This is a genomic window from Roseiflexus sp. (genome assembly GCF_057785375.1).
In genome coordinates this window covers 52478-79171 of sequence record NZ_JBYNRX010000038.1, presented here as the reverse complement: position 1 = coordinate 79171, position 26694 = coordinate 52478, and the positions used below count along the sequence as shown (strand labels likewise).

Here is a 26694-nt window from a genome sequence, read left to right as displayed (position 1 = left end):
GAGGTGAGAGGCGAGAGGTGAGAGGCGAGAGGTGAGAGGCGAGAGGTGAGAGGCGAGAGGTGAGAGGCGAGAGGTGAGAGGTGAGAGGTGAGAGGCGAGAGGTGAGAGGTGAGAGGTGAGAGGCGAGAGGTGAGAGGCGAGAGGTGAGAGGTGAGAGGTGAGAGGTGAGAGGTGAGAGGTGAGAGGTGAGAGGAGTACCCTCCCACGTGGATGTCGGCGCGCATGCCTGCGGCGGGGTGCAATGCACGGCTTGCATTGGGCATGCTATACTACCTTAATCGACCTGCAAACACACGAATCCATTCGATGTATTGGCATACCATAGCAGCACGGGGAATTGATATGCAACCAGCGCTTTCTCAGAACCCTCCGGCAGAGGCCGCAACGCCGCTGCTCCCGCTTCGTCCACGAAGCATCGAGGCGACCGGGCTGACGCTCTCGTTCATTGCCGATCAGATGCTGCGCGCCCTCTATCTGATCGGCGAAATGACCGGTCTGCAACTGGTCGAACTGTTGCATCTGCCATGGGAGAACGTGCTCGATCAGGGAATGACCTATCTGAGGCGCGAGCAGATGGCTGAGGTCAAGGGCAGCAGCGGTGTGGGGGAGAAAGCATATCGTTATCAGGCGACGGCCAAGGGTATCACGCGCGCGAAAGAGATCGGCGAGCGGACGCAGTACCTCGGACCGGCGCCGGTCAATCTGTCTGATTACCGTGCTGTCATGCATCAGCAGACTACGCAGGGATTAGTTGTGACCGAGGCGGCCATTCGTGAAGCGTTTGCACATTTGGTGCTCAGCGACTCGCTCCTGCTCCAGTTGGGACCGGCTATCAACTCTGGTCGTTCGATCTTCCTCTTCGGGCATGCCGGGAATGGCAAGACCTCGATTGCTGAGGCGACTGCCCGGCTGCTTTCGGACTCGATTGCCATTCCGCATGCCATTATCGTCGATGGACAGATCATTCGTGTCTTTGATCCGATCCACCACGAGCGCCGCCCCCTGCCTGAGGGTCAGGAGTATGCTTACGATCAGCGTTGGGTGCTCTCGAAGCGTCCGGTGGTTATTGCCGGCGGTGAACTGAACATGAGTTCGCTCGACCTCGAATATGACGAGTACAGCAAGTATTATGAAGCGCCGCTGCAACTGAAAGCCAACGGCGGATTGTTCCTGATCGACGACTTTGGACGGCAGCAGATGCGCCCGCGTGACCTGCTCAACCGCTGGATCGTCCCGCTTGAGAAACGGGTAGACTACCTGACCTTGCATACCAGCAAGAAGATCGAGGTGCCGTTCGATCAGTTGATCATCTTCTCAACGAATATCGAGCCGAAGCAACTGGTCGATGAAGCCTTCCTGCGGCGTATCCGCTATAAGATCGAAATTGTCAATCCCACCCCGGCTGAGTACCGCGAGATCATGCGTCGGGTCTGCAAGGCGAAGAATGTGCCGTACAGCGACGACGGGCTGCGCTATTTGCTGGAGGTGGAGTATCCGCGCCGTAAACTGGAACTGCGCGCTGTCCATCCGCGCGATCTGATCGATCAGGTGATCGATTATGCCCGTTTTCTGGGAGTGCCGCCGACGATGTCGCGGGAACTGCTGGCAGCAGCGTGCAAATCGTACTTCGTCGAGATGTGACCCGTTTGCGATGCTATGCTCACACCCGAGATGCTGATCGCCGCCTACTGCCAGGGTCTTTTCCCGATGGCGGACGAGCGTGGCGTCATCCACTGGTACGACCCGCATCCACGCGCGATCTTGCCGCTCGAGACGTTTCACGTGCCGCACCGCCTGGCACGCACGGTTCGCAAAGGGGTGTTCACGATCCGCACCGACACCGCCTTCACTGAGGTAATGCGCGCCTGCGCCGAACCCGCAGCGGGGCGCGAAACCACCTGGATCTCGGAAGACATGATCGTTGCCTACACCGAACTGCACCGGATGGGGTTTGCGCACAGCGTCGAAGCCTGGCGCGACGGACGGTTGGTGGGAGGGTTGTATGGCGTGGCGATCCGGGGCTTGTTCGCGGGCGAAAGCATGTTCAGCCGCGAGCGCGACGCCAGCAAAGTCGCACTGGTCCATCTGGTCGAGCGGCTGCGGCGCGGCGGGTATGTACTCCTCGATTCTCAGTTCCTGGGATCGCCGCACCTGCTTCAGTTCGGCCTGATTGAGATCCCGCGCTGGGAATACAAGCAACGTCTGGCGCAGGCGCTACAGGTCGATGCGTCGTGGCATGCGCCGCAGTGATCGGCGTCATTCACGCGGGCGCGCGCCGAGGGTCATCGTAATCTGCTCCTGGCGATCGCCGCGCTGCACGGTCATCACCACCGTATCGCCGACCGACGTCTCGAGTTCGAGATAACTGACGAGTTCATCGCTGTCGCGCACCGGCTGCCCATCGATGGCAATAATGATGTCGCCGCCAACCGGCAGTTCACGACCGCCAATCGAGACAATCTGCGTTCCTCGGCGCAATCCGGCGCGTGCAGCAGGGCTGCCTGGCACAACCTCGGTGATCAGCACGCCCTGGCGCACCGGCAGATTCAGGCTTTCTGACAGCAGCGGATCGACATCACGCATCCCGATGCCCATCCACGGACGATCATAGCGACCATCGCGGATCAGCGCCGGCGCCACGCGACTGACGGCATTGGACGGCACCGCATACCCCACCCCTTCGAAGGCGCCGGAACCGCTGCTGATGGCGGTATTGACGCCGATCACCTCACCGTAGATGTTGAGCAGCGGACCGCCAGAGTTCCCCGGATTGATCGCTGCGTCGGTCTGAATAATATTTGGGATGCGGAAGCGCCCGCCGCCACTGCTCGCCGGGCCGCTGAGACTGCGCCCGATGCCGCTGACGACGCCAACTGTCAGGGTGTTCCGCAAGCCGAACGGATTGCCAATGGCAATTGCGCGCTGCCCGACCTCGACGGTTCGTGAGTCGGCGAGGGGCAGCGGCGCCACGCCAGGGGGCAGTTCATCAACCTTCAGCACTGCCAGATCGCTCCCTGGATCGCCGCCGACCAGGCGCGCCATCATCACGGCGCCATCAGAGAATCGCACCTGAAACTTCGAGCCGTTTTCGACCACGTGGTTATTGGTGACGATATGCCCCTGATCATCGAACAGAAAGCCAGAACCCTGACTGGTGGGCACGGTGAACGGCGCTCCGCCGACCGGCGGATGATCGGCGACGACCTCGATGCTGACGACCGACGGATTCACCCGCCGGTAGAGCGCAATCAGCGCCGCCTGTTCGGCTTCCAGCGGGTTGGTCAGTTCCGGCGGCAGCGTTGGCACCGGCGCCTGCACAGGCAGCGGCGCAGGAGTCGCCGTAGGTGCGGATGGCGTGGTCGGCGTGCGAGTCGCCTCTGCCTGCACAGCAGCAGTTGGAGCAGTCGTCGGTTCTGTAGCCGCCGGACGCGGCAGATCCACTGAGGGCACGGAACACCCGGCAACGAACGCGAGCGTGATCAACACAGCCACAAGTGTAAGAGGAACGCGCATACAGTGTCTCTCCTATCGCGAACGCGCGAGCGCCGCGCGCAGCGCCGGTTCCAGTGTCGGGTAGGCAAACTGATACCCAAGCGCCTGCGCTTTGGATGGTATGGCGCGTTGACGTTCGATGAGCAAAGCGGGCGCCATTTCACCAAGCAGCAGGCGAAGCACAAATCCGGGCAACGGCAACCAGGACGGTCGTCCCAGCACGCGCCCCAGGGTCGCGCTGAAATCGCGGTTACGCTGCGGCTCCGGCGCAACGCCATTGAAGGGACCGCTGGCGCGTTCATCGTCGATGCAGCGCATGATCAGACCCACCTCGTCGTCCAGGTGAATCCAGGACCACCATTGCGTTCCCGGCAGAATGGGACCGCCGACAAACAGTTGAAACGGCAGCAGCAGCCGCGCCAGCGCTCCTTCATGACGGTCGAGCACAATCCCGGTGCGGATCATCACCGTGCGAACGCCAAGGTCTGCGGCGCGGCAGGCTTCGCCTTCCCATGCAACGCATACTTGCGCCAGGAAGTTGCTCCCTGGCGGAGCGCTCTCATCAACCGGCTCATCGCCCCGTGGTCCATAGAAATCGATGCCGGACGCGCACACAAAAACCGGAGGACGCTGTGTGGCGCGCGCCATGGCTTCGACCAGAACGCGCGTACTGTGGGTGCGGCTTTCGAGGATCTCACGTTTGTAGGCAGGCGTCCAGCGCCGACCGGCAATCGACGCACCTGCCAGATGGACAACAGCATCAGCGGTTGCCAGAGTCGCCTCCCACGCTCCGCCGGTTGCGGCGTCCCAGGCGACGTACTGTGCCGCGCCAGGCAGCACCGCGCGAGCCGCATCCGGTCGACGCGTGAATACCGTCACACGGTCGCCGCGCGCCATCAGGCGGCGGCAGAGCGCCTTACCGATCAACCCGGTGGCGCCGGTTACAATAATGTGTTTGGATGCGGACATATGCGCTTCCTCGACGCTGCCGGGCGTCGTCTGAAAGATATTATAGTCGTCACGAGCATACCATGCATGCCAATACTGGAGTGAGAGCGTCTCTGAAATCTCGCCTTGCAAGGTGCAGTTAATCCAGCGAAGGCATCGCCTTCGCCTACCCGAAAAAGCGTCACAATCTCCCTCGTGTGCGCCGTCATTGCGAGTACAGTGCGCAGTCTCTGTGCTCGAAGAGATTGCGGAGACGCTTTGCGAAGTCCACAGGCGCGCATTGTCAGTACGAGCGCAGCGCCGCGTGGGGATGCTTCGCAAGAACCGCCAGCCTTCCCCTGTCATTGACGGTGGGGTTACTCTCTCTCCTTGAGGAGGCAGTTCAGTTTGCGATAGGTGCGCCAGAGAATGGCAATCTTTCCGACAAGAGGAACGTAGGCGCGTTTCTGGAACACATCATAATCGTTGGCGACGATACGCGGCAAGATGCCGCGATAAATCTCTGCTGCTGCGGCAATAGCCATCCGACCATCAGGATCGAGCAGGGCAATGCCGGGCCAGGCCTCATTGTACAATGCGTGGGCGTGTTCCATCTCGAAACGGATCAATGCCCGAAACCGTTCATCGCGCCGGTTGTGGAAAATGTCATCATCTGTCAACCCAAAACGGCGCAGGTCCTCCTGGGGAAGATAGATGCGTCCACGTCGCGCATCTTCGCCAACATCGCGCAGAATATTCGTCAGCTGAAGCGCCACGCCTAGTTTTACCGCATACGGCGCTGCACCATCGCGGTACCCGATGATATGCATCGAGAGCAGCCCGACGACCGAAGCAACACGGTAACAGTAGAGCCAGAGGTCATCGAACGTCTCATAACGGTGGACGGTGAGATCCATGGCGATTCCTGCAAGCAGTTCATCGACGAGCGCACGTGGAATAGCATAACGTCGCACGGTATCGTCCCATGCCAGCAGGACCGGATGATCGCCTGGCGGATGTGGTGCATGGACACGCGCCACCCAATTGGCAAGCGCGCGCGCCGGGTCGTCCTGTGCGCGATCAACTGTATCATCACTGGTGCGGCAGAACGCATACAGCGCACGGACTGCCAGGCGCTTTTCACGTGGCAAGAGTTGCGAACTTAGGTGAAAACTGCGCGAATTGACGCGCGTGATTTCGACACAATGCTGATACGCTGCATCGAGTGTCAGTGATGGCAGAACATCGGTCGGAGGCGTCTCGTGCCGGATGATATCGGGTTCAGCCAGATGACGCAGACTGGCGAGCAGAGCCGCAGCATCGCGGATCGGCGCTTCCCGTTCGCCAAATGCTCGAACCGGTATTCTGGCAGAATGGTGGAGCGATGCCATGGCTCCTCTTTCGCACGTCACGGGTTATGTCTCTAATGATCGGCGATTCAGTTACAACAGATGCGCGGTCCTGCGCATTTCTGGCATAGAAACCGCGCGCTTCGCGCTGTGCTCGCTGCACAACGTTTCCGGCAAACCCTGCTGTTTGCCAGACGCACGCGCGCGGTGTCAGATCGTCCCGACGAGTTATCCACAACCGGCTGTCGGATTCAGGGCGACATTATAGCGCCATTTGCATATAGCGTTGTCATCCTGGCTCTATATGGAGTTACGAGCGTTGAGGAGGAACGGATGCACCATTGCTCGACATGATCGAACTGACGGTTTGAACCAGTTCGCGCGCGTCCTGGCCCAGGAAGACCCCTGGAATAGCGGCGCACAATTCGGGATTGACATTGAAGATGCGCCCGCCATACCCGAAATGGACGTGGGGAAACTCTTGCCGAACGGCGCGCGCCACTTCGAGCAGATTCATGGCGGTTTCGAGCGTTGATGCCGACGAACAGACCAGCTTCGGCTTGACCTTCCGAATAGTTTCGAGAAGGTCTGCAAGCGGCACCTGCGCTCCCAGATAGACGACGTGCCACCCGCGCCGCACCAGGAAGAGACTGGCGAACATTACTCCCAGATCATGCAGTTCCTGCGGTGCGCATCCCACCACAATCGTATCACGCTGCACCTGGTTCTCGAATACATTCAGCAGGCTTGCCAGTTTGCGTCGCACGAACTCTGTTGCAAAATGCTCAGCCGCAACATTGATCTCGCCGCGGTGCCAGCGTTCGCCGACTTCCACCATCGTCGGCTGGATCAATTCCAACAGCACCTGCTCGAATGGGTAGATCGCAAACGCTTCGGACACCAAGCGCTCAGCGTTCTGCGCATCGAACGTTGTCAAGGCAACGACGAGTTCATCGACCATGCGATCAATCGAGCGGGAGGCATCCGCTTCGACATGGGGCGGCGCCTGGTCGGTGACGCTCGTCAGCAGCATGATCGCGTGGCTGATGTTGACGCCTTCCGCTGTTCGGTCGCGCAGCCAGCGAATAATTGCAATATCGCGCTCCGAGTAGAGACGATGACCGCCTGGCGTGCGCTGCGGGCAGGGAATGCCGTAGCGCCGCTCCCAGGCGCGAAAGGTATCGGGCGGAACGCCGGTCTCGCGGGCGACCGCTTTGGTATTGAAAACGGGCGCTGTCGAAAGTTGCCCGAGAGCTGGAGGTTGCGCCATTGCCGTCTGATTCCTCACGCGATTGTTAAATTTCCCACGGGTTCGATGTGTAGAGTAGCACAACGCACACCTCTTGTCAAAGGCTTGCACAGCAGTAGGTGTAGTCATGACGTGTCACGAAACACTGGATCGCTGTGGGTTGAAGCCCTCGCTGAGGATGTGAAAGCCCCTTCAGGGCTGTGCATACGGGAGATGGCGCCGAAACGCCCTTTGTTGAACTGTCCGTTTGAGGCATCAGGATGCCGTAACGTCCTCGGCTTCTTCCAGAGGAGGAGCAGAGAGCGGGAGGGGTAAGAGCCTCTCAAGCAGGGTGATTGCGGGTGAAGGCACGCCCTCTCTGCGCGCAGCCGCCTGATCATGAGCACGTGATAGCCTCGTAGGGGCTTCACCGGCCTGAGCAAGAGCGTTCGCTCGTAGCGCCAGCATGTTGTCTGATCATGACCGTTCCTCACAGCAAGAGAGCCGCATTAAGCCAGGCGAGCGGCGGCAATGTCGCGCACAGGCGCCAGACCCCGGCGCACAAGGTTCCAGGAACGCCCTCGATTGGCGCTGATCGCAACTTCTCCCGCGGCGGATGCGGCAAACGCAGTATCCATGTGGTATCCCGCAGGCTTGAGGAGCGTTGTCGCGCCTTCCCAGGGAAGCGTTGCAATGTGCGGCTCCCAGGCGCCGAGCGAACCGCGCACGACTCCGCCGTCGGTCAGCGCTGCAAGGAGCGTTGGTGGTGCGCCTGCCAGCGTGGTGCAGACTGTCGGTTCGCCCGGTATGCCCTCGATCAGGCGCCAGACCCCGCGTTCGACAGCGTACACGCGGCCTGCGACGAGTGCGCAGAGGACTTCCGACATGCCGGGCACAGCCATCAGCATACGAACGGCGCCTGGCAAAGGCGCACCATACAATTCCCACGTTGCGCCATGGTCGTTGCTCGCCAGCACCTGCGCATGCAAGGCGCCGTAGAACTGCCCTGCGCTATCGATAGCGAACGCGCCATACGCGCCGGGGAGCGCAATCCGGCGCCAGCTCGCGCCACCATTATCGCTGGCGAACAACGCATCACCCGACAGCAACCCGACAAATGACGGCTGTCCCGGCGCCTCGCACAGCGCGGCTTCTGGCGCCAGCGGCTTGCCGATGTTCAGCATTGTCCAGGTCTGACCGCCATCTGTGCTTCGATGGATGCACTCGTCAGCGATGATCAGTGCGATCAACGGATTGGACCTATCGATCCAGACCGAGCGCACTGGTGTACCCTGAAACATGTGGGGACCGCGCAACCAGCGCCCCTGACCGGCTGGATCGCTGAGGAGCGTCAGTCCATCATCGGTTGCCAGAAACAACAGTGTCGCTTTTGCCATGGATTTCTCCTTGTATGCGGGCGCGACGCCCGCGCTGCCGGGGGACGAGCAACTTTCTCAGGCGAGAGGTGAGCGGCGAGAGGTAAGAGGTGAGAGGTGAGAGGTGAGAGGTGAGAGGTGAGAGGTGAGAGGTGAGAGGTGAGCGGCGAGAGGTGAGAGGTGAGAGGTGAGAGGTGAGAGGTGAGCGGCGAGAGGTGAGCGGCGAGAGGTGAGCGGGGAGCGGCGAGAGGTGAGCGGCGAGAGGCGAGCGGCGAGAGGTAAGAGGTGAGCGGCGAGAGGTGAGCGGCGAGAGGTGAGCGGCGAGAGGTGAGCGGCGAGAGGTGAGCGGCGAGAGGCGAGAGGCGAGAGGTGAGAGGTGAGAGGTGAGAGGTGAGAGGTGAGAGGTGAGAGGTGAGCGGCGAGAGGTGAGCGGCGAGAGGTGAGCGGCGAGAGGTGAGCGGCGAGAGACGCGACGCTCGCGCTCCCGGGTGTCAAGAAACAACAGCGTCGTTTTTGCCATGGATTTCTCCTGCTCCTTACGATGGCGAGGACGGGCATGCCAGCGTAAACAGAACAATGCCGTACTGTTCGTCGCGTTGGGGAAACAGCCCGGCAGCGCGAAAGCGTTGAAGCAGATCCTCGCGCGACCAGAATGCAATGCCGCCGGCGGAGACAGCGCGTTCCACGACACGCCCGATAGCGCCTTGTGCGCTGAGCAACGTCATGGTCACAAAGCGGCCATCATCGGCAAGGATGCGACGCACCTCGTGCAGACAGGCATCGAGGTCGCCGATCTCGTTGAGCGACCCGCCGATTGTCACGCCGGATGCCGCACCACTGGCGACCGGCAACGCCTGCGCCGAGGCGCGCAGGTAGGAAACCTGCACCCCGGCGGCGCGCGCGCGCTGGCGCGCCTCCTGCAGCATGGGCAACGCATGATCGATCCCGACGACGTGACCCGAAGCGTGACCTATGGCTCGCGCCAGCGCGCGCGCGTACAATCCATTCGAGCATGCGACATCAACGAACAACCCGCCGCGCACCGCGCCGACCCACCCGGTTATCAGCGACAACTCGCGGTGGTATGGGAACGACTCGCCGCTGAGCAGCGTCAGGGCAAATGGGCGCCAGAGGCGTTCGTATGCCCAGGCAGTCGCCGGAAGTTCATTCGTCAGTTGCGCGATTGTCGGCGGGCGCGGAGGACCGAGAAAATCCGCAATGCCATTACGGATAGGGTAGATCGCATCACAGGCGCAGTGCAGCGTGCCGGACAGTATTTCACCGGCGGCATCACGGCGCGGGTCACGAAGATTGGGGGTGGCGAAACACGTTGGGCAGCGCAGGGCGGGCAACAGATCGTCATACATGGTGCGATGCGGCCTCAACTGAGCGGATGTGCGCTTCAAGCGCAGCAGCGGTTGACGGATCGAGGGTGATGTATGGCGTCGATGCAGGCGGACCGCCACCCAGAACGAAGCGATCCATCGCAGCGATCAGCGCTGCTATATCGAGACCGCGCATCGAGGGGCTGACCGCCGCGAGTTTGGGGCGGCTTTTCGCGTAGTTGAGGCGCATGCCGCGCGGCTGACCGCGCTTCCACTTCTCGAGCGCCGCCGCTGCCTGGATCAGTCCTTTGTAGAACGTCGCTTCCGGCTCGGTTGCATTGAGCCAGCAGATTTCCCACTGCTCGTGGGCGTGCCAGTACTCACCTTCGTTGAACAGCCGGATACCCTCGAGATAGTGATCCATAACCCGCCTGTCGAACCTTCAATAGCGTGGCACGGAAGGATCGATCCGCAAAGACCACTCCTCAATGCCACCCATCATATTTGCTACGCGCGCGAAGCCGAGTTTGGATGCGATATATCCTGCTACATATGCGCTACGATGACCATGGTGACAGAAGAAAACATATTCCTGTGTTGGATCGAGTGTCCCGATCCACTCAGCAACGCGGCTAAGCGGTAGCAATTCCGCCCCCTCGATGCGCGCAATCGTGTATTCTTCCGGTTCACGCACATCGACAAAACGGAACGACTCGCCGCGATCGCGTTTTGCCTTGACCTGATCGGTCGTCAGGTCGAGATACGGTTTGCGAAAGAAAGGTTGCCTTATCATTGATCAAGAGACGTTGTGATGCGCGAATACAAACGTAACACGAAGAGACGTTGCACTGCAACGTCTCTTCGTTGGGAAACGGACCTGTGGAACGGCCGTACCTAGTGGCTGCTGCAACAACCGCCACCGTTGCCGTACCCATCGTAATCGTCATCGGCCGCCTGCTGATCCCTGGTGCGGAAGGAGTGACCGCAGCCGCAGCTTGACACCGCATTCGGGTTGTCGATCTTGAACGCGCCTGCCAGCATATCGTCCTGCTGATACGAGATCGTGGCGCCCGTAAGATACCGCGCACTGATCGGGTCAACCATGACGCGTAGACCGTGCGCGTTCCATACCGTATCGCCGAAGCGCTCTTCGTTGTCGAAGGTCATCCCGTACTGCAAACCGGAGCACCCGCCGCCGGAGACGAAGACGCGCAGACTGTACCCTTCGAGGTTGCGTTCCTTCATCATGCTCTGCAGGCGGAGCGATGCGCCTTCGGTGATTTCGAGCACTGGCGGGAATTCGTTCTCGTGATGCTGGTTGATTACATCCTGTTCGATTGTTGCCATAGCGTGTGCGCCTCCTGACTGGTGTTGTGCGGTTGTATTGCGCCAATAGCATCAATGACGCTCATGGTCGTCGGTGAATTATGCGTGTTGACCTTTCTGGAGTATACCAGAGTTACGCAAGAAACTCAATATCTAAACGAATTATCCTCCGAGTTCCGACATGCCGCGCAGCGTAGGCAGTACGCCGTCGGGCAGCCCATGCCCCCAGGGTTTGAGCGCCACTGCGTGGCGAATGATCTGCTCGATCTCATCGAGCGTTGCGCCGCTGCGGATTGCGGCGCGCAGATCGACCTCGTTATCGCGCAGCAGGCAGAGGTGCAGGCGCCCGTCGGATGTCAGCCGCATACGGTTGCATGTTGCGCAGAACGGTTCACTCACCGAACTGATGAACCCCAGGGCGCCCGCCGCGCCAGGGATGCGGTAACGTCGCGCCGAGTCAGCCGGCGCCAGCCCCAGGTCTTCGAGCGGGCCATAGACCGACTCCAGGCGCGCAATCAATTCTGCACTGGTCACCACATGGCTCTGCGCCAGGTCGGCCACGCCGGTCAGCGGCATCACCTCGATGAAGCGCATCTCCCATGGATGGCGGAGTGTCAGCGCAGCGAGGCGCGGAACCTCATCATCATTCATCCCGCGCACAATGACCGAGTTGAGTTTGATCGGGCGCAATCCCACGCGGTCGGCGGCTTCGATGCCTGCCCAGACCTTCTCAAACGACCCGCCGCGCGTCATACGACGGAACTTCTCCGGGTCGAGCGTGTCAATACTGATATTCACCCGGTCGAGGCCAGCAGCTTTCAGCGATTCGGCGAGTTTCTCCAGGCGCAGCGCATTTGTCGTCATTGCGACGTGGGTGATCCCCGGTGTGCGCCTGATTTGGCGCACAATCTCGACGATATCGGGGCGCAGCGTCGGCTCGCCGCCGGTCAGGCGAATTTTACGGAACCCGGCTCTGGCAGCCGCGTGCACCACCAGCAACAACTCGTCGGTCGTCAGCAACTCCGGGCGCGGCATGAATTTCGTGCCGATCTCCGGCATGCAGTAGACACATCGCATATTGCAGCGGTCGGTCAGCGAGATGCGCAGGTAATCAATCCGGCGTCCATACGAATCGTGGGCTGGTGTATCGGTCGGGTAGAACGGTTGCGTCCGCCGCGCCTGTTCGGCAGTGTAGAGCGGAATAGTCATCCGGCGTACATCGTCGTACTGCATAGCCCTCCTCTATGCATATTCCATGACACTGATGCGCGCTGCCAGTCTGCGCGCAATCTCGCGGAAGACATCGGCGTAGGCGTCCGGCTCGTCGCTGAGCACCGCCGGTTGACCGTGATCGCCGCCTTCGCGGATGCTCAGACCAATCGGGATCTGCCCCAGCAGTGGAATGCCGAGTTGTCCGGCGAGGCGGGCGGCGCCGCCGGAACCGAAGATGTCGTAGCGCGCGCCGGTATCGGGCGCGACGAAGTACGCCATATTCTCGATGATACCGAGCAGCGGCACGTTCACCTTGCGGAACATCTCCATGCTCTTCAGCACATCGGCAGTCGCCACTTGTTGCGGCGTCGTCACCGTCACCACGCCGGTCAGTCCGGCATTCTGGAGCGACTGCGCCAGAGTCAGGGCGATGTCGCCGGTGCCGGGGGGCATATCGATGATCAGGTAATCGAGCGGCGCCCACAACACCTGGTAGAGGAACTGCCGCAGCAACTGCGACACCATCGGACCGCGCCAGATCACCGGCTGCCGGTCGTCGATCAGAAAACCGATCGACATCATCTTGATGCCGTGCGCCTCGATCGGCAGCATGCGCGGCTCGCCGTCAGGACCACTCACCGCTTCGGGCTGTTGCGAGCGCACTCCCATCATCAGCGGCACCGAGGGACCGTACACATCGGCGTCGAGCAGCCCGACCTGCGCTCCTTCGCGCGCAAGCGCCACCGCTAAATTGACCGCGACCGTCGATTTGCCGACGCCGCCTTTGCCCGCCGAGACCGCAATCACGTGGCTGACGCCGGGGATGGCGACATGTTCGGGGATGCCGCCGCGTGGCCGCACCTGAGCGGTAAACTCGATGCTTACCCGCTCGCGCGGAATACCGACAATTGTTTCGAGCGCTTCTTCGCATTCGCGCTGAATCTGATCCTTGAGCGGGCAGGCAGGCGTAGTCAATTCCACCTCGAAGCGCACCGCATCGCCATCGATGACCAGGTTCTTGATCATCTTGCGCGATACCAGATCGCCGCCGAGTTCTGGCTCCTGCACGGTTGCCAGCGCTTGCAGCACGGTCTGCTCGCTTAGTTTGTCGTGATGACGTGAAAAGAGGCCCATGTCCCCTCGCTTCTCAGCGTCTCGATGTGCTGATGTCAGTATACCATATTTTTATAGCGAAAACTATCGTAAGTGTGTGAGAGATTATGCGCTTGTGCACCGACCATTGCGAGCTTTTTCGCTTCAGACGTGCAAACGGTGGATGATATTGTACCACGCTTTGGTTATGTGACTGTCGCCGATGAGTGACTGGCAGTGACGCGGCTACGAGGGAGCGAAGACGACCGTCACACGGCGGCGGGCGGCTTGTAACTCAGGAGCGCTTCCGAATATACTGAGTGCACGCGCATTGAGAGATGGGAGCGCCATATGAACGCGCTGACACGCCTGGAGATCAGCGGACTCAAGCCGATCCGTCAGGAGAGTCTCGATCTTCGAGCATTGAAAGTGCTCATTGGAGCGAATGGGGCTGGCAAATCGAACCTGATCTCGATCTTCAAGATGCTGAACTGGATAATGCCTCCTCCTGGCGGTTTGCAACTCTCTATCAGTCGCGCCGGAGGCGCAAATGCTTTGCTTTATGACGGAGCAGCGGTCACTCCGCAGATCACATCGCGGTTGTCATTCGAGACAGAGCGCGGAGTCAATGACTGTCGCTTTCGTCTTGTTCACGCTGCCGGTGATACGCTGGTATTCGCAGATGAAGCGTTCCGCTTCATTCCACACGGCGCGAACAATCGCACCTGGATCGAGTTGGGCGCAGGTGATCGTGAGGCGTGTATTATCGAGCGAGCCGATCAGGGTGATCCGACAGCGTGGTTTATTCACTGATCGATCTGCACGGTTTTCCACGAGATATGCCCGCATTCGATGAACTGCCCTCTTTGACCGACCCGTATGCGCGTGTCAGAATCATTGCTGCGAAGATCGGTTTATCCGTCATTTGCGCTCGCTGTACCCATTTCAATGAGTGGTTGTCTCGTCTCGAGGAGTTGGCTGCCTTCCCAGATACCGATCGACAATAGCCACAAACACATCTTCGAGCGACGGTTCAACCGCTTCGATGTGGATGCCGGATACGCCAGCCGTCTCCAGTGCTGCGGCGAGGTGTGGCAAGCGCAACACGGCCTCATCGACGATCGCGTGGAGCCGCGCGCCATGCGGCGCGACGCTGCGCACGCCAGGTTGCGCCAGCAGGGTTGCACGCGCAAGTTCTTGCGGCGTTCCTTCGATTTCCAGCACAGCGCCGTCGAATGTCGTGCGCTTCAGTGCCAGCGGCGTGTCGAGTGCAACCAGTCTGCCGCCGTACATGAGTCCGATGCGGTTGCAGTGTTCCGCTTCGTCCATGAAGTGGGTCGTGACGAAGACAGTCACCCCTTCGTCTGCCAGATCGTAGATCAGGTCCCAGAACGCGCGACGCGCCTCTGGATCGACGCCGCTGGTCGGTTCGTCCAGGAAGAGGACTTGTGGACGATGGACGATGGCGCATGCCAGCGCCAGGCGCTGCCGCCAACCGCCTGGCAGCTCGGCGGTCAGCGCCCGGTCGTGCCCACGCAGTCCTGCAAGGTCGGTCAATGCGTCGATGCGCGCGGCGCGCTCTGCGCGCGGCAGACCGTAGATGTCGGCGTAGAACGTCAGGTTCTCCCGCGCCGTCAGATCGCCGTAGAGACTGAACTTCTGCGACATGTAGCCGATCCGCTGGCGGATCGCCTCCTGATCGCGGGCAATGTCGAGACCCAGGACGCGCCCGCTGCCGCTGCTTGGCGTCAGCAAGCCGCAGAGCATGCGGATCGTGGTGGTTTTGCCGGATCCGTTTGGTCCCAGGAACCCAAAGACTTCGCCACGCGCCACCTGGAGTGACACCTCGTTGACCGCTACGAACGATCCGAAGCGGCGCGTCAGGCGATCAGTTGTGACAGCGTAATCGGTCATACTCAAGAGTTCTGAACGAATGTCGTCAGCGAATACGCGACTGATATCGCGCTGAGCGCACAACGTTCAATGCGCAAGTTCAATCTCTGTGTCCTCTGCGTCTCTGTGGTTCGCCTGACAGGTCAACGAACGCAGCAGTGAATAACGTGCAACGTTCAACGCTTAACGTTCACCGTTCAACGCTGCATCTTCCCGCGCACGCACGAGCAATACTGGCAGCGCCGAGTCGTGAACTACCTTTGTTGCAACGCTGCCAAGCCACAGGTGTTGGAGACCGGTGCGTCCGTGCGTCGCCATGACGATCAGGTCGACATCTTCGCTTTCCGCCGTGCGGATGATCTGGTCAGCCGGCGATCCCTCGACAACTCTGGCGCGCACGTCGATGCGATGAGCGCGCAGGTCCTCCGCTTTCCGCTCCAGATATGCGCGCGCCTCGGCAGCGCCGTCGTCGGCATGGGGGACAACGCTCACCAGCACCAGTGCAGCGCCGGTGCAGGCGGCGATCAATCGGGCTTCGCCGAGTGCTTGTTCTGCAATCGGCGATCCATCGAGAGGAACGCAGATAGTACGGTAGGCGACTTCGGTCGCCGGCGGGCGGGCGCCGCCGTTCGAGCGCACCACCAGCAGCGGCGTCGGCGCGGCGTGCAACACCTTCGCTGCGACGCTGCCGAATGCCCAGCGGAGTACGCCGCCGTAGCCGTGGGTCGTCATGGCAATCAGTCCGACGCCGGGTTCGTGCTCTGCGCGCGCAACAATGGCGGCAGCCGCGTCTTCGGCCGGTTGTATGTCGAACGAAGCGCGCAGATTCATCGAACGCAGCCGTTCTGCAATGCTTGACAGATAGATGTTGGCGCGCGCCAGCACTTCTTCGGTCCACTCTCGACGCAACTCTGATGGAATGGTCGTCTTCCAGAAAAGGGACTGACTGATCTCGCCGGGTGTGACGATCCGCAGCAACAGGAGCGAGGCGTCAGTTGCGTGCGCCAGGGATGTGGCGTAGGGAAGCACGGCTTCGGCGGTGACGGAACCATCGAGCGGGACAAGGATCTGGCGCGTCATTGCGTTGTCCTTTCTCGTTGCAAATACAGGAAGACATCCTCCATGCCGGGGGTCACAGAGCGGAATGTGTGGAGCGTCACATGTGCGCCCGCAAGAGTCCGGCGGAGTATGGCGTCGTCGAACCACGGCTCGGTGATCACGTGGAGACAATCGCCGAAGACGTGAACATCGCGCACGTCGGGAAGCGTGCGGAGCGTCGTTTCCGCTATGTGGCGCGGTTCGGCGCGAATCTCCAGCACGATGCCGGGCACGAGACGTTGCAGTTCGCGTGGCGTTCCGTTTGCCAGCATATCGCCGGCGCGCATGAAACTGACCTCGTGGCAGCGCTCGGCTTCATCCATGTACGGTGTGGTGAGCAACACGGTCATGCCTCGGGCGTGCACCGCTTCGTGCAGCAGATCCCAGAATTCGCGCCGCGATACTGGATCGACGCCGGTGGTTGGTTCGTCGAGCAGCAGCACCTGTGGATGATGGATGAGCGCACACACCAGCGCCAGTTTCTGGCGCATCCCGCCGGAGAGTTCGTCGGCGCGCCGGTTGCGAAATGGTTCCAGACGGCTGAATCCGAGCAGCCGGGTCAGCAGTGCGGCGCGTTCCGTCTGCGAGACGCCATAGGCATCGGCATAGAAACGCAGATTTTCGAGCACGGTCAGGTCACCATACAGGCTAAAGCGTTGCGGCATGTAGCCAATGCGCTGCCGCACCCCCTCCGGGTTGCGCACCACGTCGATCCCGGCAACCACGGCGCGACCAGTGTCAGGGCGCAGCACCCCGCAGAGCAGGCGCAGCGTCGTCGTTTTGCCGGCGCCGTCCGGTCCGAGCAGACCGTGGATTCGTCCGGCCATCACTGTCAGGTTCAGGTGGTTGACCGCGCGTACCGGACCGAAGGAGCGGCTCAGGTCGATAGTTTCGATTGCTGGCGTTTCGCTCATTGCACCGTCACAATCTCGGATACAAAATCGTGCAGCGCCGTTGTGTACGCTTCCGGCTGATCGAGGTTCGCCAGATGGGCCGCGCCCTCGATCAGGCGCAGCCGACCGTGTCGCAGGGCGCGCAGGTACGATTGCTCATCGCGCCGGAAGAAGCGATCCTCTGCGCCGTTGAGCAACAGCGCCGGGACAGTGCAGGCATGCAATGCGAGCAGCGGATCGAAGTCGAGCAGTGCGGCGGAAATGTCGGCATAGAAGCGATAGAAGAAGCCACGCGCAATGATGGGATCCGCCAGCGCTGCGGGGTAGTTTTTGCGCAGCGCGCGTTCCTCGGCGCGCGCCAGCAGCGGCGCGAAGGTGCGGGTCACGAAACGGGAAACGGCAACGTATGGCGCGCCCAGGAGACGACCGGGCAGCCTGCGGAACGAGAACGCACAGCCGGACAGCACCAGCGCCATTGTGCGTTGCGGATGACGGGCGCCGAATGCCAGCGCCACATACCCGCCGAGCGACAGACCGCAGACAATCGCCCGTCCGCCGGCAACCGTATCAACCGCCGCAGCAACCTGCTCCACTGCCGCATCGAGCGAAAATGGCATGCCTGCCAGCGCCCCGTGCCCCGGCAGATCGGGAGCGACTACGCGCAGGGAGGCGCTGAGCGCATCGATCTGCGATTGCCACAGCGCGCGTGTCAGACGAGCGCCGTGGATCAGGACGATTGCCGGCGCGTTTTCAGGACCTGCAACAGTGTACTCACGTGGATGGATCATCATACTCCCCAACTTCCCACCCCTGACTCCTAACTCCTAATTCCTAACTCCTAACTCCTACTCCCCTCCAGCAGCGTCACATCCGCTGGCATACCGGGTTTGAGCGCGTGATCGGCGTTCGGCAACGTGACCCGCACGGCAAATACCGTCGTGGCGCGTTCGTCGCGCGTCTGAACGTTGCGCGGCGTAAACTCGGCGTTCTGAGCGATAAACGTGACCGTTCCGCGGAAAACACGTCCTGGGAAGCTGTCAACTGTGACTTCCGCCGTTTGCCCGAGGCGCACGCGCCCAATGTCAGTTTCGCTGATATAGACCGTCAGGCGCACTGTATCGAGCGAGCCGATCGTCATGAGCGGCATACCGGGGGTCGCCTGTTCTCCTTCGTGGATGGGGCGGCTCAGGATGATGCCGGAGCGCGGCGCGCGCAGGGCAGCTTTTGCGATCATCACCTCAACCTGACGCTGCGCTGCACGCGCCTGCATCAGTTGCGCTTCCACCGCCTGGATCTGCTCCGGACGCGCACCGTTCCGCGCCAGTTCCAGGCGCGCGCGCGCCTGCGCCAGTTGCGCTTCGGCAATCTCTTTCTGCGTGCGCGCTGCATCGACCGCAGCCTGGAGTTGCTGCGGGTTGGCGCGCATCGTTTCGACCACATCAAGGAAACGCTGCGCATTCGCAAGCGCCGTCTCGGCAGCCGCAATATCCTGACGGGTCGGACCAGTCTCGGCTTTTGCCAGCGCCGCCTGTGCGGCGCTCACCTGCAATTCCGCCTGCCGCACGCCGATCGCCTCCGCCTGGCGCGCCCGTTCAGCCTGGAGCAGCGCCTGTTCCACTGCGGTTTCCGCTTGGCGCAACGCTGCTTCCGCCTGAACGAATTGCGCGTAGTAATTCTCGCGCACTCCGTCGCTCACGGTATTCGGCAGCCGCTGCACGCCCGCCGGCGTGGTGAGCAGCACCGAAGGCATCATGGCATCCTGCCCGGTATCGCGCACATACTCCCAGTTACTCTTTGCCTGAGCGTAGCGCGCCTGCGCCTGCGTAAGCGCCGCCGCCACCTGTTCCACTTGCGCCTCTGCCAGCGTTTTGGCAGCAGAAAGCGTATCACGCGCAGATTGCAGGTTCTCCTGCGCCAGCGCGAGCGAGACACGCGCGGCGTCAATGTCCTCCGGGCGCGTCCCGGCGCGCAGTTTCTCCAGCGCGCGCAATGCCGCATCACGATTGGCGCGCGCCTGCGCCAGTTGCAGTTCCAGTTCCTGCGGGTCGTTCAGGATGGCGAGCGCATGCTCATACGCCTGGGCAGCGCCTGCCGCTGCCGCTGCCGCCTGTTGCACCTGCGCCTCGGCAACCGCGATCTCCTCCCTGCGCGTCCCGGCGCGGATCTGCGCCAGATTCGCCTCAGCCGTCGCAACCGCCGCCTTCGCCTGAGCCAGTTGCGCTTCGAGCAGCGCCGTATCGATCTGCGCCAGTTCCTGCCCGGCGCGCACCTCCGATCCCTCATCGGCAAAGAGGCGCTGCACCCGTCCGGCAATCTCCGCCGTCACCAACACCTCCTCGGCTTCGATGGTCCCCGAACCGGTGAGCGGTCCATTCCGCGCCTGCGCCGACTGCTGGAACCGCCAGTAACCGCCGCCGATCAACGCTGCTGCCAGGAGCAGCGGAATGACTATTCGTGCACGTGGGTGCATGATCGCCTCCCAATCTTCATCAGTCAAGCCGTTTGCGGAAACGCGCCGTAGCCGCAATGATCAGGATTGCGCCAAACAACGCCAGTGCGCCGATCTGCGGCAGCAGGACTGCGGCATTAACCCCCTTGATGACGATGCCGCGCACCACGATCAGGTAGTAGGTCAGCGGAATGATGCCGCTGATGAATTGCAACGCCGCAGGCATTGCAGCCACCGGATAGATAAAACCGGAAAGGAAGACTGACGGCAGCATGGTCAGGAAGGTCAACAGAAACGCTTCTTGCTGCGTATTCGCCACGGTTGAAATCAGCAACCCAATCGACAGCGTCGAGATCAGGAAAAGACAGGAGATCGCCAGCAGCAACCCGACCTGGCCCTTGATCGGCACATGAAACAAGAATGTGCCCAGAATCAGCACTTCGATGGTGATCAGCAGCGCCATCAGCGCATACGGCACAATCTTGCCCAGGATCAGTTCAACGGGTCTGATCGGTGTAATGATCAACTGCTCGATGGTTCCGCGCTCGCGCTCCCGCACGATCGCTGAGGACGTAAGCAGCGTTGCCTGCAACTGAAGCACCAGACCGATGAGTCCGGGGATCATGAACACGGCGCTTGCCATATCCGGGTTGTACCAGACGCGGGTGCGCACCTCGAGCGGCGGCGCAGCCGTAGCGCGGCGCTCGGTCTGAATACTGATGGACTTCGCCTGCCCAATCAGACGCGCCGCCGACAACGACGAGCCGGCAATCGACGGGTCTGAGCCGTCGAGCACGAAGACCACCTGCGCTCCGCGGCGTCCCAGCAGATCGGCGCCATAGCCGGACGGGATGATTAGACCGGCGCGCACCTGACCGCTATCGATCAACATGGCAAGTTCGCGATCACTGCCGATATACCGCGCCACGGCAAATTGCCCGGATGCAACAAACGCTGCGACCAGATCGCGACTGGCGGATGTGCGATCCTGATCGAACACTGCCAGCGGCACATCGCGCACATCGGTGGTTGCAGCGTAGCCGAGCAGGATCAACTGCATCAACGGCGCAAGAAACATGACCGCAAGCGTGCGCGGGTCACGCTGGATGTGAATCCATTCCTTGCGCATCACGGGCCAGAGGCGGTTGACCATCATGCATCTCCCCCTTCAAGGCTCAGACCGTGGAGAAAGACATCGACCGCCATAGCCACTGCCTGATCATCGGTGATCTGGAGCGCTTCAGGCTGGCGCATCACCTCGCGCGCGATAACATGGATAAAGATGCTGCCGAGGAATGTGCGCACGCTGATTGATGTGTCGTGCGGACGGAAACGCCCCTGATCGATCTGGTGTTGTAGATAGGCGCGCAGCACGCCAAAGATGCGATCAACAAATTGCTGCCGGATCATGACAGCCACTTCAGGGAAGTGCAGCGCCTCCGCCAGAATGATACGAAACACCGCCACATTCTCGGGAATGCTCATCATCATCAGGTAGGAACGTCCAATGAGGGTCAATCCCTGGCGTGGCGGCAGGTCCATCAACTGTTGCGGATGATCGACGAGCGCCATGATCGAGGCGCGCTCGCGCAGCATCGAGAGAAAGAGGTCTTGCTTGTCCTTGAAATAGTGGTAGATCAGGCCCGGCGAGATGCCTCCCGCTGCTTCGGCAATATCACGGTTCGTCGCTTTCTGAAATCCCTTGGTGCTGAACACGTGCAACGCTGCATCAAGGATCTTGCGCCGCCGGTTGCGTGCATCGCTGTCGTCCGCTGCTGCCATTCCCGTCTCCATTGATTGATCAAGCAATCAAGAACAGTATAAAGAAATTGATTGATCGATCAGTGAAGATTCGGCAACGCCAGTGGAGACGACGGTCACCTGGAGCGGGGCGGCGGGGAGCGCCAGGGTCGATGACGGTCACCTGAGCTCAGGCAAAGTTTGCCGATACAGCGGGAAAGAGTACCCTGCCCATACTCCGGTGAAGCATGATATACTGGAAAGTGTAAGGAATTGCGGGGGCCGGAGTGGGCGGAACGCTTCGGACCCCGTACTGTTTCTGAGCAATGCAGATGTTGACAGCAGTTCTTTCAGGATTTGGCGGCGCCATCGTTGCGCCGTGGCTCTATCGCTTCGCACCGCGCCACGCGGGATGGATCGCGGCGTTGCTGCCGTTGGCGCTGATGATCTACTTCATCAGCCTGGTTCCGGCAGTGGTCGGCGGTGAGGCGGTGCGGTTCAGTTATGCGTGGGTTCCGAGCCTGGGCGTGAATCTGTCATTTCGCATCGACGGATTGAGCGTGCTCTTTGCTCTGCTGATTACCGGCATCGGCACACTTGTGCTGATCTATGCCGGCGGCTATCTGGCGAAGGATCCGATGTTGGGACGGATGCTGACGTTGCTGCTGATCTTCATGGCTGCCATGCTCGGCATTGTTACATCCGACAATCTGATCGGTCTGTTCGTGTTCTGGGAATTGACTACGATCAGTTCCTATCTGTTGATCGGCTACAAGCACGAGTACGAAAAAGCGCGCAAGGCGGCCTTGCAAAGCCTGCTGGTGACCGGCATTGGCGGTCTGGCGCTACTGGCGGGGATGGTGCTTCTTGGCAAAGTCGCCGGGACATTGGAGATCAGCGAGATCCTGACGCAGGGTGATGTGGTGCGTGCGCATCCGCTGTACGGCGGCATCCTGGCGCTGGTCTTATTCGGCGCGTTCACCAAATCGGCGCAATTCCCGTTTCACTTCTGGCTTCCCGGCGCGATGGAAGCGCCGACGCCCGTCAGTTCCTACCTGCACTCGGCAACGATGGTGAAGGCTGGCGTTTTTCTGCTGGCGCGGCTCAACCCGGCGCTTGGCGGCACTGAGGCGTGGCAACTGCTGTTGACCGGCTTTGGCAGCGCGACTATGATCGTCGGCTCGTTGCTGGCAGTGCAGCAGACCGATCTGAAGCGCATTCTGGCCTACACCACGGTCTCGGCGCTGGGTACGCTGGTCACGCTCATCGGCATCGGCGCCGACGATGCGCTCAAGGCGGCGATGGTCTTTACCCTCAGCCATGCGCTGTACAAGGGCGCGTTGTTCCAGGTTGCCGGGTCGGTCGATCACGAGACCGGCACGCGCGACATTGCGAACCTTGGCGGACTGCGCGCCGCTATGCCGATCACGGCTGCCGCAGGCATGCTGGCTGCGATTTCGATGGCCGGCTTGCCGCCGATGTTCGGGTTCATCGCCAAAGAGGTCCAGTACAAGGCCAACCTGGAAGAGCCAATACTGATCCTGGTGGCGCTCCTGGCGAACATCCTCACGGTGGTCGCCGCTGGTCTGGCGACGCTGCGGGTGTTCTTCGGTCCACCGGCTTCTACGCCGAAGCAGGCGCATGAGGCGCCGTTGAGCATGCAGATGGGACCGGTCGCGCTGGCGCTCGCCGGGCTTGGCGCCGGCTTGTTCTCGGTTCAGATCGGGAATGCCCTGATTGGACCTGCAACCAGCGCAGTGATCGGGAAGACGAAAGAGATTGAACTGCTCCTGTGGGCTGGCATCGAAGGGGCAGCTGGTCAGGCGCTGGCGCTGAGCGTGGTGACGCTCCTGGTCGGCGCGGGATTGTATCGCGCGCGCGGCATCTTCGGGCGTCTCGCCGCTGCCACGGCGCCGCTGGCGCCATGGGGTGCGGAGGGGTGGTATCAGCGCGCTGTCAATGGTATGCTCGCGCTGGCAGCCTGGCAGACGCGTGTGCTGCAAAATGGGTATTTGCGGTTTTACATCGGTCTGATTATCTTTACCGTTCTGGTACTGACGACATTGACGCTGGCGGTCGAGCGGGTTGTCATCACCATCCCGGCAGACTGGACTGATGTGCGTCTGTATGAACTGATGGTGGCGCTGATCATCATCGCAGCCACGCTCTTCGTTCTTCGGGCGACATCGCGTATGGCCGCCGTTGTCGGTCTGGGGTTTGTCGGGTATGGACTGGCGCTGGCGTTCCTGCTCTTCGGCGGGCCCGATCTGGCAATCACGCAGTTCGCCGTCGAGACCCTGGTTGCCATTCTGTTTGTGCTGGTGGTGTATCGTCTGCCGCGGTTCAACAATCTGTCGACCATGGGCGCGCGGGTGCGTTCCGCTGCACTTGCGATTGCCGGCGGTGTGCTGATGACCGTGCTCACGCTGATGGCGCTGAGCGCGCCGACCGAGTCGCGTGTGAGCGAATTTCTGGCGGAGAACAGCGTTCCTCAGGGTTTTGGCCGCAATGTGGTGAATGTTATTCTGGTCGATTTCCGCGCACTCGACACCCTGGGCGAGATCGTCGTGCTGGGATTGGCTGCAATCGGCATCTTTGCGCTGCTCAAACTGGTGATGGCGCCGGAACATGAGCCGCGCGAGGCGCCCGATGAACTGCACGATGGCGTCGCCGACAACGGGGCCCGACGAGAACGCGCCAAGACGATTGATGCATAACAGGTGACCTCGATGCCTTCGCTTATTCTGGCTACTGCAACCCGCCTGATCTTGCCGCTCATGCTGATCTTTTCGATCTTTCTGCTCATGCGCGGCCATAACGAGCCAGGCGGCGGATTTGTCGGCGGTCTGGTCGCCGGCGCCGCCTTTACGCTCTACGCTGCGGTGCACGGCGTTGCACAGGCGCAGAACGCCCTGCGGTTCGACCCAAAGAGCCTGATCGCGTCGGGATTGCTGGTTGCGGTCGTCAGTGCATTGCCCGCATTGGCGCTGGGATTGCCGCTCATGACCGGGCTCTGGTATCAGCAACCTCTGCCGGTGATCGGTAAAATCGGCACGCCGCTGCTGTTCGATGTCGGTGTGTATCTGGTGGTGATCGGCATTACCACAACGATCATATTCACCCTCTTCGAGGCGGAAGGAGAGTAGAGCGATGGAGTTCATCTGGGCGATTGTGATTGGCGTCCTGTATGCCGCCGGATTGTATATGATGATGCGTCGTAGCATCGTCAAGATGATTATCGGGCTGGCACTGCTGGGGTATGCCGCCAATTTGCTGATCTTCATCGTTTCACACCTGACGCGTGGTAACCCGCCGCTGGTTCCCGTCGGAGCGGAGGCGCCGATTGCGCCATACGCCAATCCGTTGCCGCAGGCGCTGATTCTGACCGCAATCGTGATCGGCTTTGGCGTCCAGGCATTCACGATTGTGCTCTTTCGACGTGCATACCGCAGTTGTGGCGTGGATGATATTGATGAGTTGAGGACGACAGAGCAATAAGAACCCGTCCGGTAAAACTCGTTGGGAGGACGAAGGCATTGCCTTCGTCCTCCCCGCTGCACGTCGCGTGGATATTGTTCGGATAGTCTCTCATAGAGCGATCATCCAAAATCTGGACCATCAAGACCGTGGAGCGGCTGACGTCGGCTGAGCCTGTCGAAGCCGGCTGAGCCTGTCGAAGCCAACGTCAGCCGCAGGACGGTCAACACGGGCAATGATTGGGCAACATCTGGCGGTTCGCTCTCTTAGTCAGTTGAGTTGTTTTGTGAGATGGTCATGGATATTCTGTTGATACTACCGGTTTTCATTCCATTTGTGACCGCCATTGTCATGCTGTTGTTTTGGGGACGGCGCGACGTTCACCGTCTACTGAACGTCGCCGGCGCCGCTCTGCTGCTGGCGGTCGGGGTTGCGTTGCTGGACGGCGTGTCACGCAATGGGATACAGGCGACGCAGCTGGGCAACTGGCCCGCGCCATTCGGTATTTCGCTCGTCGCCGACCTCTTCAGTGCGATTATGGTGGTCATCACGGGAGTGACGGCGCTTGCCATCGCGGTGTACTCGCTGGGCAGCATGGACGAGGCGCGTGAGCGGTTTGGTTATTATCCCTTGCTGCACCTGATGTTTATGGGCATCTGCGGCGCGTTCCTGACCGGTGACATCTTCAATCTGTTCGTCTGGTTCGAGGTGCTCCTGATGTCGTCGTTCGTGCTCATAGCATTAGGCGGTGAACGGGCGCAACTCGAGGGGGCGATTAAGTATGTGACGCTGAACCTGGTATCATCGGCGCTGTTTCTGAGCGCTATCGGGATCACTTACGGCGCGGTAGGAACGCTCAACATGGCGGATCTGTCCCAGCAGTTGTCGCTGCTCGATCAGCCCGGTCTGGTGACGACGCTGGCAATGCTGTTCCTGGTCGCATTCGGCATCAAGGCGGCGATGTTCCCGGTCTTCTCATGGCTGCCAGCATCGTATCATACGCCGCCCATCGCGGTGTCGGCCATTTTCTCGGCACTGTTGACCAAAGTGGGCGTCTATGCGCTGATCCGAGTGTTTTCGTTGCTCTTCACGCAGAATATTGCGCTGACCCATACGATTATTCTGGTGATTGGCGCATTGACGATGGTGACCGGCGTGCTGGGCGCGGTGGCGCAGAATGAGTTCCGCCGCATTCTCTCGGTGCATATTGTCAGTCAGATCGGCTACATGCTCATGGGGCTTGGGCTGTTTACGCCGCTGGCGCTGGCGGGTGCGATCTATTACATCGTGCATAACATTCTGGCGAAGATGAATCTCTTTCTGATCAGCGGGATTGTGCATCGGTTGCGTGGGTCCTATGAGCTGAAAGAACTCGGCGGCGTCTATGCATCGCATCCGTGGCTGGCGATCCTGTTTCTGATCTCGGCGTTTTCGCTGGCAGGATTTCCGCCGCTCTCCGGTTTTTGGGGCAAACTGATCCTCGTGCAGGCCGGGCTGGAGGTCGAGCAGTATGTCGTTGTCGCCGTGTCGCTTGGCGTGGGGTTGCTGACCGCCTTTTCGATGGTGAAGATCTGGGCGGAAGCCTTCTGGAAGAAGGCGCCCGCCGCGGAAGCCGCTTCTGCACAGCCCGCTGCCGCCGGGTCTTTTTCAGGATGGATGGTGGCGCCTGCCGTCGGCATGGCGCTGGCGACGATTGTCCTGGGTGTGGCGATCCAGCCGTTCTATGAGGTGATGGCGCGCGCTGCCGAACAATTGCTCAATCCGGCGGAGTATATTGCAGCGGTGCAGAGCGCTTCGCTGGCGCTCCGGTGAGGTGC

25 protein-coding genes are annotated in these 26694 nt (G+C 61.0%); 7 read left to right on the top strand and 18 right to left on the bottom strand.

What is annotated here, in order from left to right; translation table 11 throughout:
• Positions 1–342 precede the first annotated feature (342 nt).
• Together AC3EA7_RS07335 and aat are read left to right on the top strand one after the other, a co-directional pair.
• Positions 343–1641, top strand: a complete 1299-nt coding sequence (locus AC3EA7_RS07335; RefSeq protein WP_488613384.1) for an ATP-binding protein — start codon at positions 343–345, stop codon at positions 1639–1641.
• Between the two features lie 15 nt (positions 1642–1656).
• The gene (gene aat / locus AC3EA7_RS07330; RefSeq protein WP_488613383.1) at positions 1657–2250 is read left to right on the top strand and encodes a leucyl/phenylalanyl-tRNA--protein transferase; all 594 of its coding nucleotides are present in this window, start codon (positions 1657–1659) and stop codon (positions 2248–2250) included.
• 6 nt (positions 2251–2256) lie between these two features.
• Here aat and AC3EA7_RS07325 read toward each other — a convergent pair whose 3' ends face one another.
• From AC3EA7_RS07325 to AC3EA7_RS07275, 11 genes are all read right to left on the bottom strand, one after another.
• The gene (locus AC3EA7_RS07325; protein WP_488613382.1) at positions 2257–3513 is read right to left on the bottom strand and encodes a S1C family serine protease; all 1257 of its coding nucleotides are present in this window, start codon (positions 3511–3513) and stop codon (positions 2257–2259) included.
• 12 nt (positions 3514–3525) lie between these two features.
• Positions 3526–4461 (bottom strand): TIGR01777 family oxidoreductase, encoded by a 936-nt coding sequence (locus AC3EA7_RS07320; RefSeq protein WP_488613381.1) that lies wholly within the window; start codon positions 4459–4461, stop codon positions 3526–3528.
• A 335-nt stretch (positions 4462–4796) separates the two neighbouring features.
• Positions 4797–5810, bottom strand: coding sequence for a phytoene/squalene synthase family protein (locus AC3EA7_RS07315; protein WP_488613380.1), 1014 nt, complete (start codon positions 5808–5810; stop codon positions 4797–4799).
• 268 nt (positions 5811–6078) lie between these two features.
• Positions 6079–7038, bottom strand: coding sequence for a MerR family transcriptional regulator (locus AC3EA7_RS07310; protein ID WP_488613379.1), 960 nt, complete (start codon positions 7036–7038; stop codon positions 6079–6081).
• Between the two features lie 467 nt (positions 7039–7505).
• Positions 7506–8393 (bottom strand): WD40/YVTN/BNR-like repeat-containing protein, encoded by an 888-nt coding sequence (locus AC3EA7_RS07305; RefSeq protein ID WP_488613378.1) that lies wholly within the window; start codon positions 8391–8393, stop codon positions 7506–7508.
• Positions 8394–8908: 515 nt separating this feature from the next.
• On the bottom strand, positions 8909–9739 hold the full coding sequence (locus AC3EA7_RS07300; RefSeq protein ID WP_488613377.1) for a methyltransferase domain-containing protein: 831 nt from the start codon (positions 9737–9739) through the stop codon (positions 8909–8911).
• Entirely contained in the window at positions 9732–10121 is a 390-nt protein-coding gene (locus tag AC3EA7_RS07295) for a DUF309 domain-containing protein (RefSeq protein WP_488613376.1), read from the bottom strand. The genes AC3EA7_RS07300 and AC3EA7_RS07295 overlap by 8 nt, the downstream gene beginning before the upstream one ends.
• Before the next feature lie 18 nt (positions 10122–10139).
• Positions 10140–10490: a rhodanese-like domain-containing protein gene (locus AC3EA7_RS07290; protein WP_488613375.1), complete on the bottom strand. Its 351-nt coding sequence runs from the start codon at positions 10488–10490 to the stop codon at positions 10140–10142.
• A 101-nt stretch (positions 10491–10591) separates the two neighbouring features.
• On the bottom strand, positions 10592–11044 hold the full coding sequence (locus AC3EA7_RS07285) for a HesB/IscA family protein (protein WP_488613374.1): 453 nt from the start codon (positions 11042–11044) through the stop codon (positions 10592–10594).
• 141 nt (positions 11045–11185) lie between these two features.
• Positions 11186–12256, bottom strand: a complete 1071-nt coding sequence (moaA, locus tag AC3EA7_RS07280; RefSeq protein ID WP_488613373.1) for a GTP 3',8-cyclase MoaA — start codon at positions 12254–12256, stop codon at positions 11186–11188.
• 9 nt (positions 12257–12265) lie between these two features.
• Positions 12266–13369, bottom strand: coding sequence for an Mrp/NBP35 family ATP-binding protein (locus AC3EA7_RS07275; protein WP_488613372.1), 1104 nt, complete (start codon positions 13367–13369; stop codon positions 12266–12268).
• Positions 13370–13678: 309 nt separating this feature from the next.
• Between AC3EA7_RS07275 and AC3EA7_RS07270 the strand changes: the two genes are divergently transcribed.
• Positions 13679–14140: an AAA family ATPase gene (locus tag AC3EA7_RS07270; protein WP_488613371.1), complete on the top strand. Its 462-nt coding sequence runs from the start codon at positions 13679–13681 to the stop codon at positions 14138–14140.
• A gap of 132 nt (positions 14141–14272) precedes the next feature.
• Here the strand turns inward: AC3EA7_RS07270 and AC3EA7_RS07265 are convergent, their stop codons facing one another.
• From AC3EA7_RS07265 to AC3EA7_RS07235, 7 genes are all read right to left on the bottom strand, one after another.
• On the bottom strand, positions 14273–15241 hold the full coding sequence (locus tag AC3EA7_RS07265; protein ID WP_488613370.1) for an ABC transporter ATP-binding protein: 969 nt from the start codon (positions 15239–15241) through the stop codon (positions 14273–14275).
• Between the two features lie 162 nt (positions 15242–15403).
• Positions 15404–16300 carry a universal stress protein gene (locus tag AC3EA7_RS07260; protein ID WP_488613369.1) on the bottom strand — a complete coding sequence of 299 codons (897 nt, stop codon included), beginning with the start codon at positions 16298–16300 and terminating at the stop codon, positions 15404–15406.
• Positions 16297–17232, bottom strand: a complete 936-nt coding sequence (locus AC3EA7_RS07255) for an ABC transporter ATP-binding protein (RefSeq protein WP_488613368.1) — start codon at positions 17230–17232, stop codon at positions 16297–16299. The genes AC3EA7_RS07260 and AC3EA7_RS07255 overlap by 4 nt, the downstream gene beginning before the upstream one ends.
• Positions 17229–18002, bottom strand: coding sequence for an alpha/beta fold hydrolase (locus tag AC3EA7_RS07250; protein ID WP_488613367.1), 774 nt, complete (start codon positions 18000–18002; stop codon positions 17229–17231). Before AC3EA7_RS07250 ends, AC3EA7_RS07255 begins: the two co-directional genes overlap by 4 nt.
• Positions 18003–18049: 47 nt before the next feature.
• Positions 18050–19681, bottom strand: coding sequence for a beta-barrel domain-containing protein (locus tag AC3EA7_RS07245; protein WP_488613366.1), 1632 nt, complete (start codon positions 19679–19681; stop codon positions 18050–18052).
• 19 nt (positions 19682–19700) lie between these two features.
• Positions 19701–20816, bottom strand: coding sequence for an ABC transporter permease (locus tag AC3EA7_RS07240; protein ID WP_488613365.1), 1116 nt, complete (start codon positions 20814–20816; stop codon positions 19701–19703).
• The gene (locus tag AC3EA7_RS07235) at positions 20813–21442 is read right to left on the bottom strand and encodes a TetR/AcrR family transcriptional regulator (protein ID WP_488613364.1); all 630 of its coding nucleotides are present in this window, start codon (positions 21440–21442) and stop codon (positions 20813–20815) included. The genes AC3EA7_RS07240 and AC3EA7_RS07235 overlap by 4 nt, the downstream gene beginning before the upstream one ends.
• 290 nt (positions 21443–21732) lie before the next feature.
• On the opposite strand from AC3EA7_RS07235, the gene AC3EA7_RS07230 reads away from it, so the two are divergent.
• The 4 genes from AC3EA7_RS07230 to AC3EA7_RS07215 all read left to right on the top strand — a co-directional run bounded on the left by AC3EA7_RS07230 (position 21733) and on the right by AC3EA7_RS07215 (position 26689).
• The gene (locus tag AC3EA7_RS07230; RefSeq protein ID WP_488613363.1) at positions 21733–24117 is read left to right on the top strand and encodes a putative monovalent cation/H+ antiporter subunit A; all 2385 of its coding nucleotides are present in this window, start codon (positions 21733–21735) and stop codon (positions 24115–24117) included.
• 12 nt (positions 24118–24129) lie between these two features.
• A complete protein-coding gene (locus AC3EA7_RS07225; protein ID WP_488613362.1) occupies positions 24130–24546 on the top strand; it encodes a Na+/H+ antiporter subunit B in 417 nt (138 codons plus the stop codon).
• Positions 24547–24550: 4 nt separating this feature from the next.
• Positions 24551–24898: a Na+/H+ antiporter subunit C gene (locus AC3EA7_RS07220; protein WP_488613361.1), complete on the top strand. Its 348-nt coding sequence runs from the start codon at positions 24551–24553 to the stop codon at positions 24896–24898.
• 276 nt (positions 24899–25174) lie between these two features.
• On the top strand, positions 25175–26689 hold the full coding sequence (locus AC3EA7_RS07215; RefSeq protein ID WP_488613360.1) for a Na+/H+ antiporter subunit D: 1515 nt from the start codon (positions 25175–25177) through the stop codon (positions 26687–26689).
• The last annotated feature ends 5 nt before the right edge of the window (positions 26690–26694 follow it).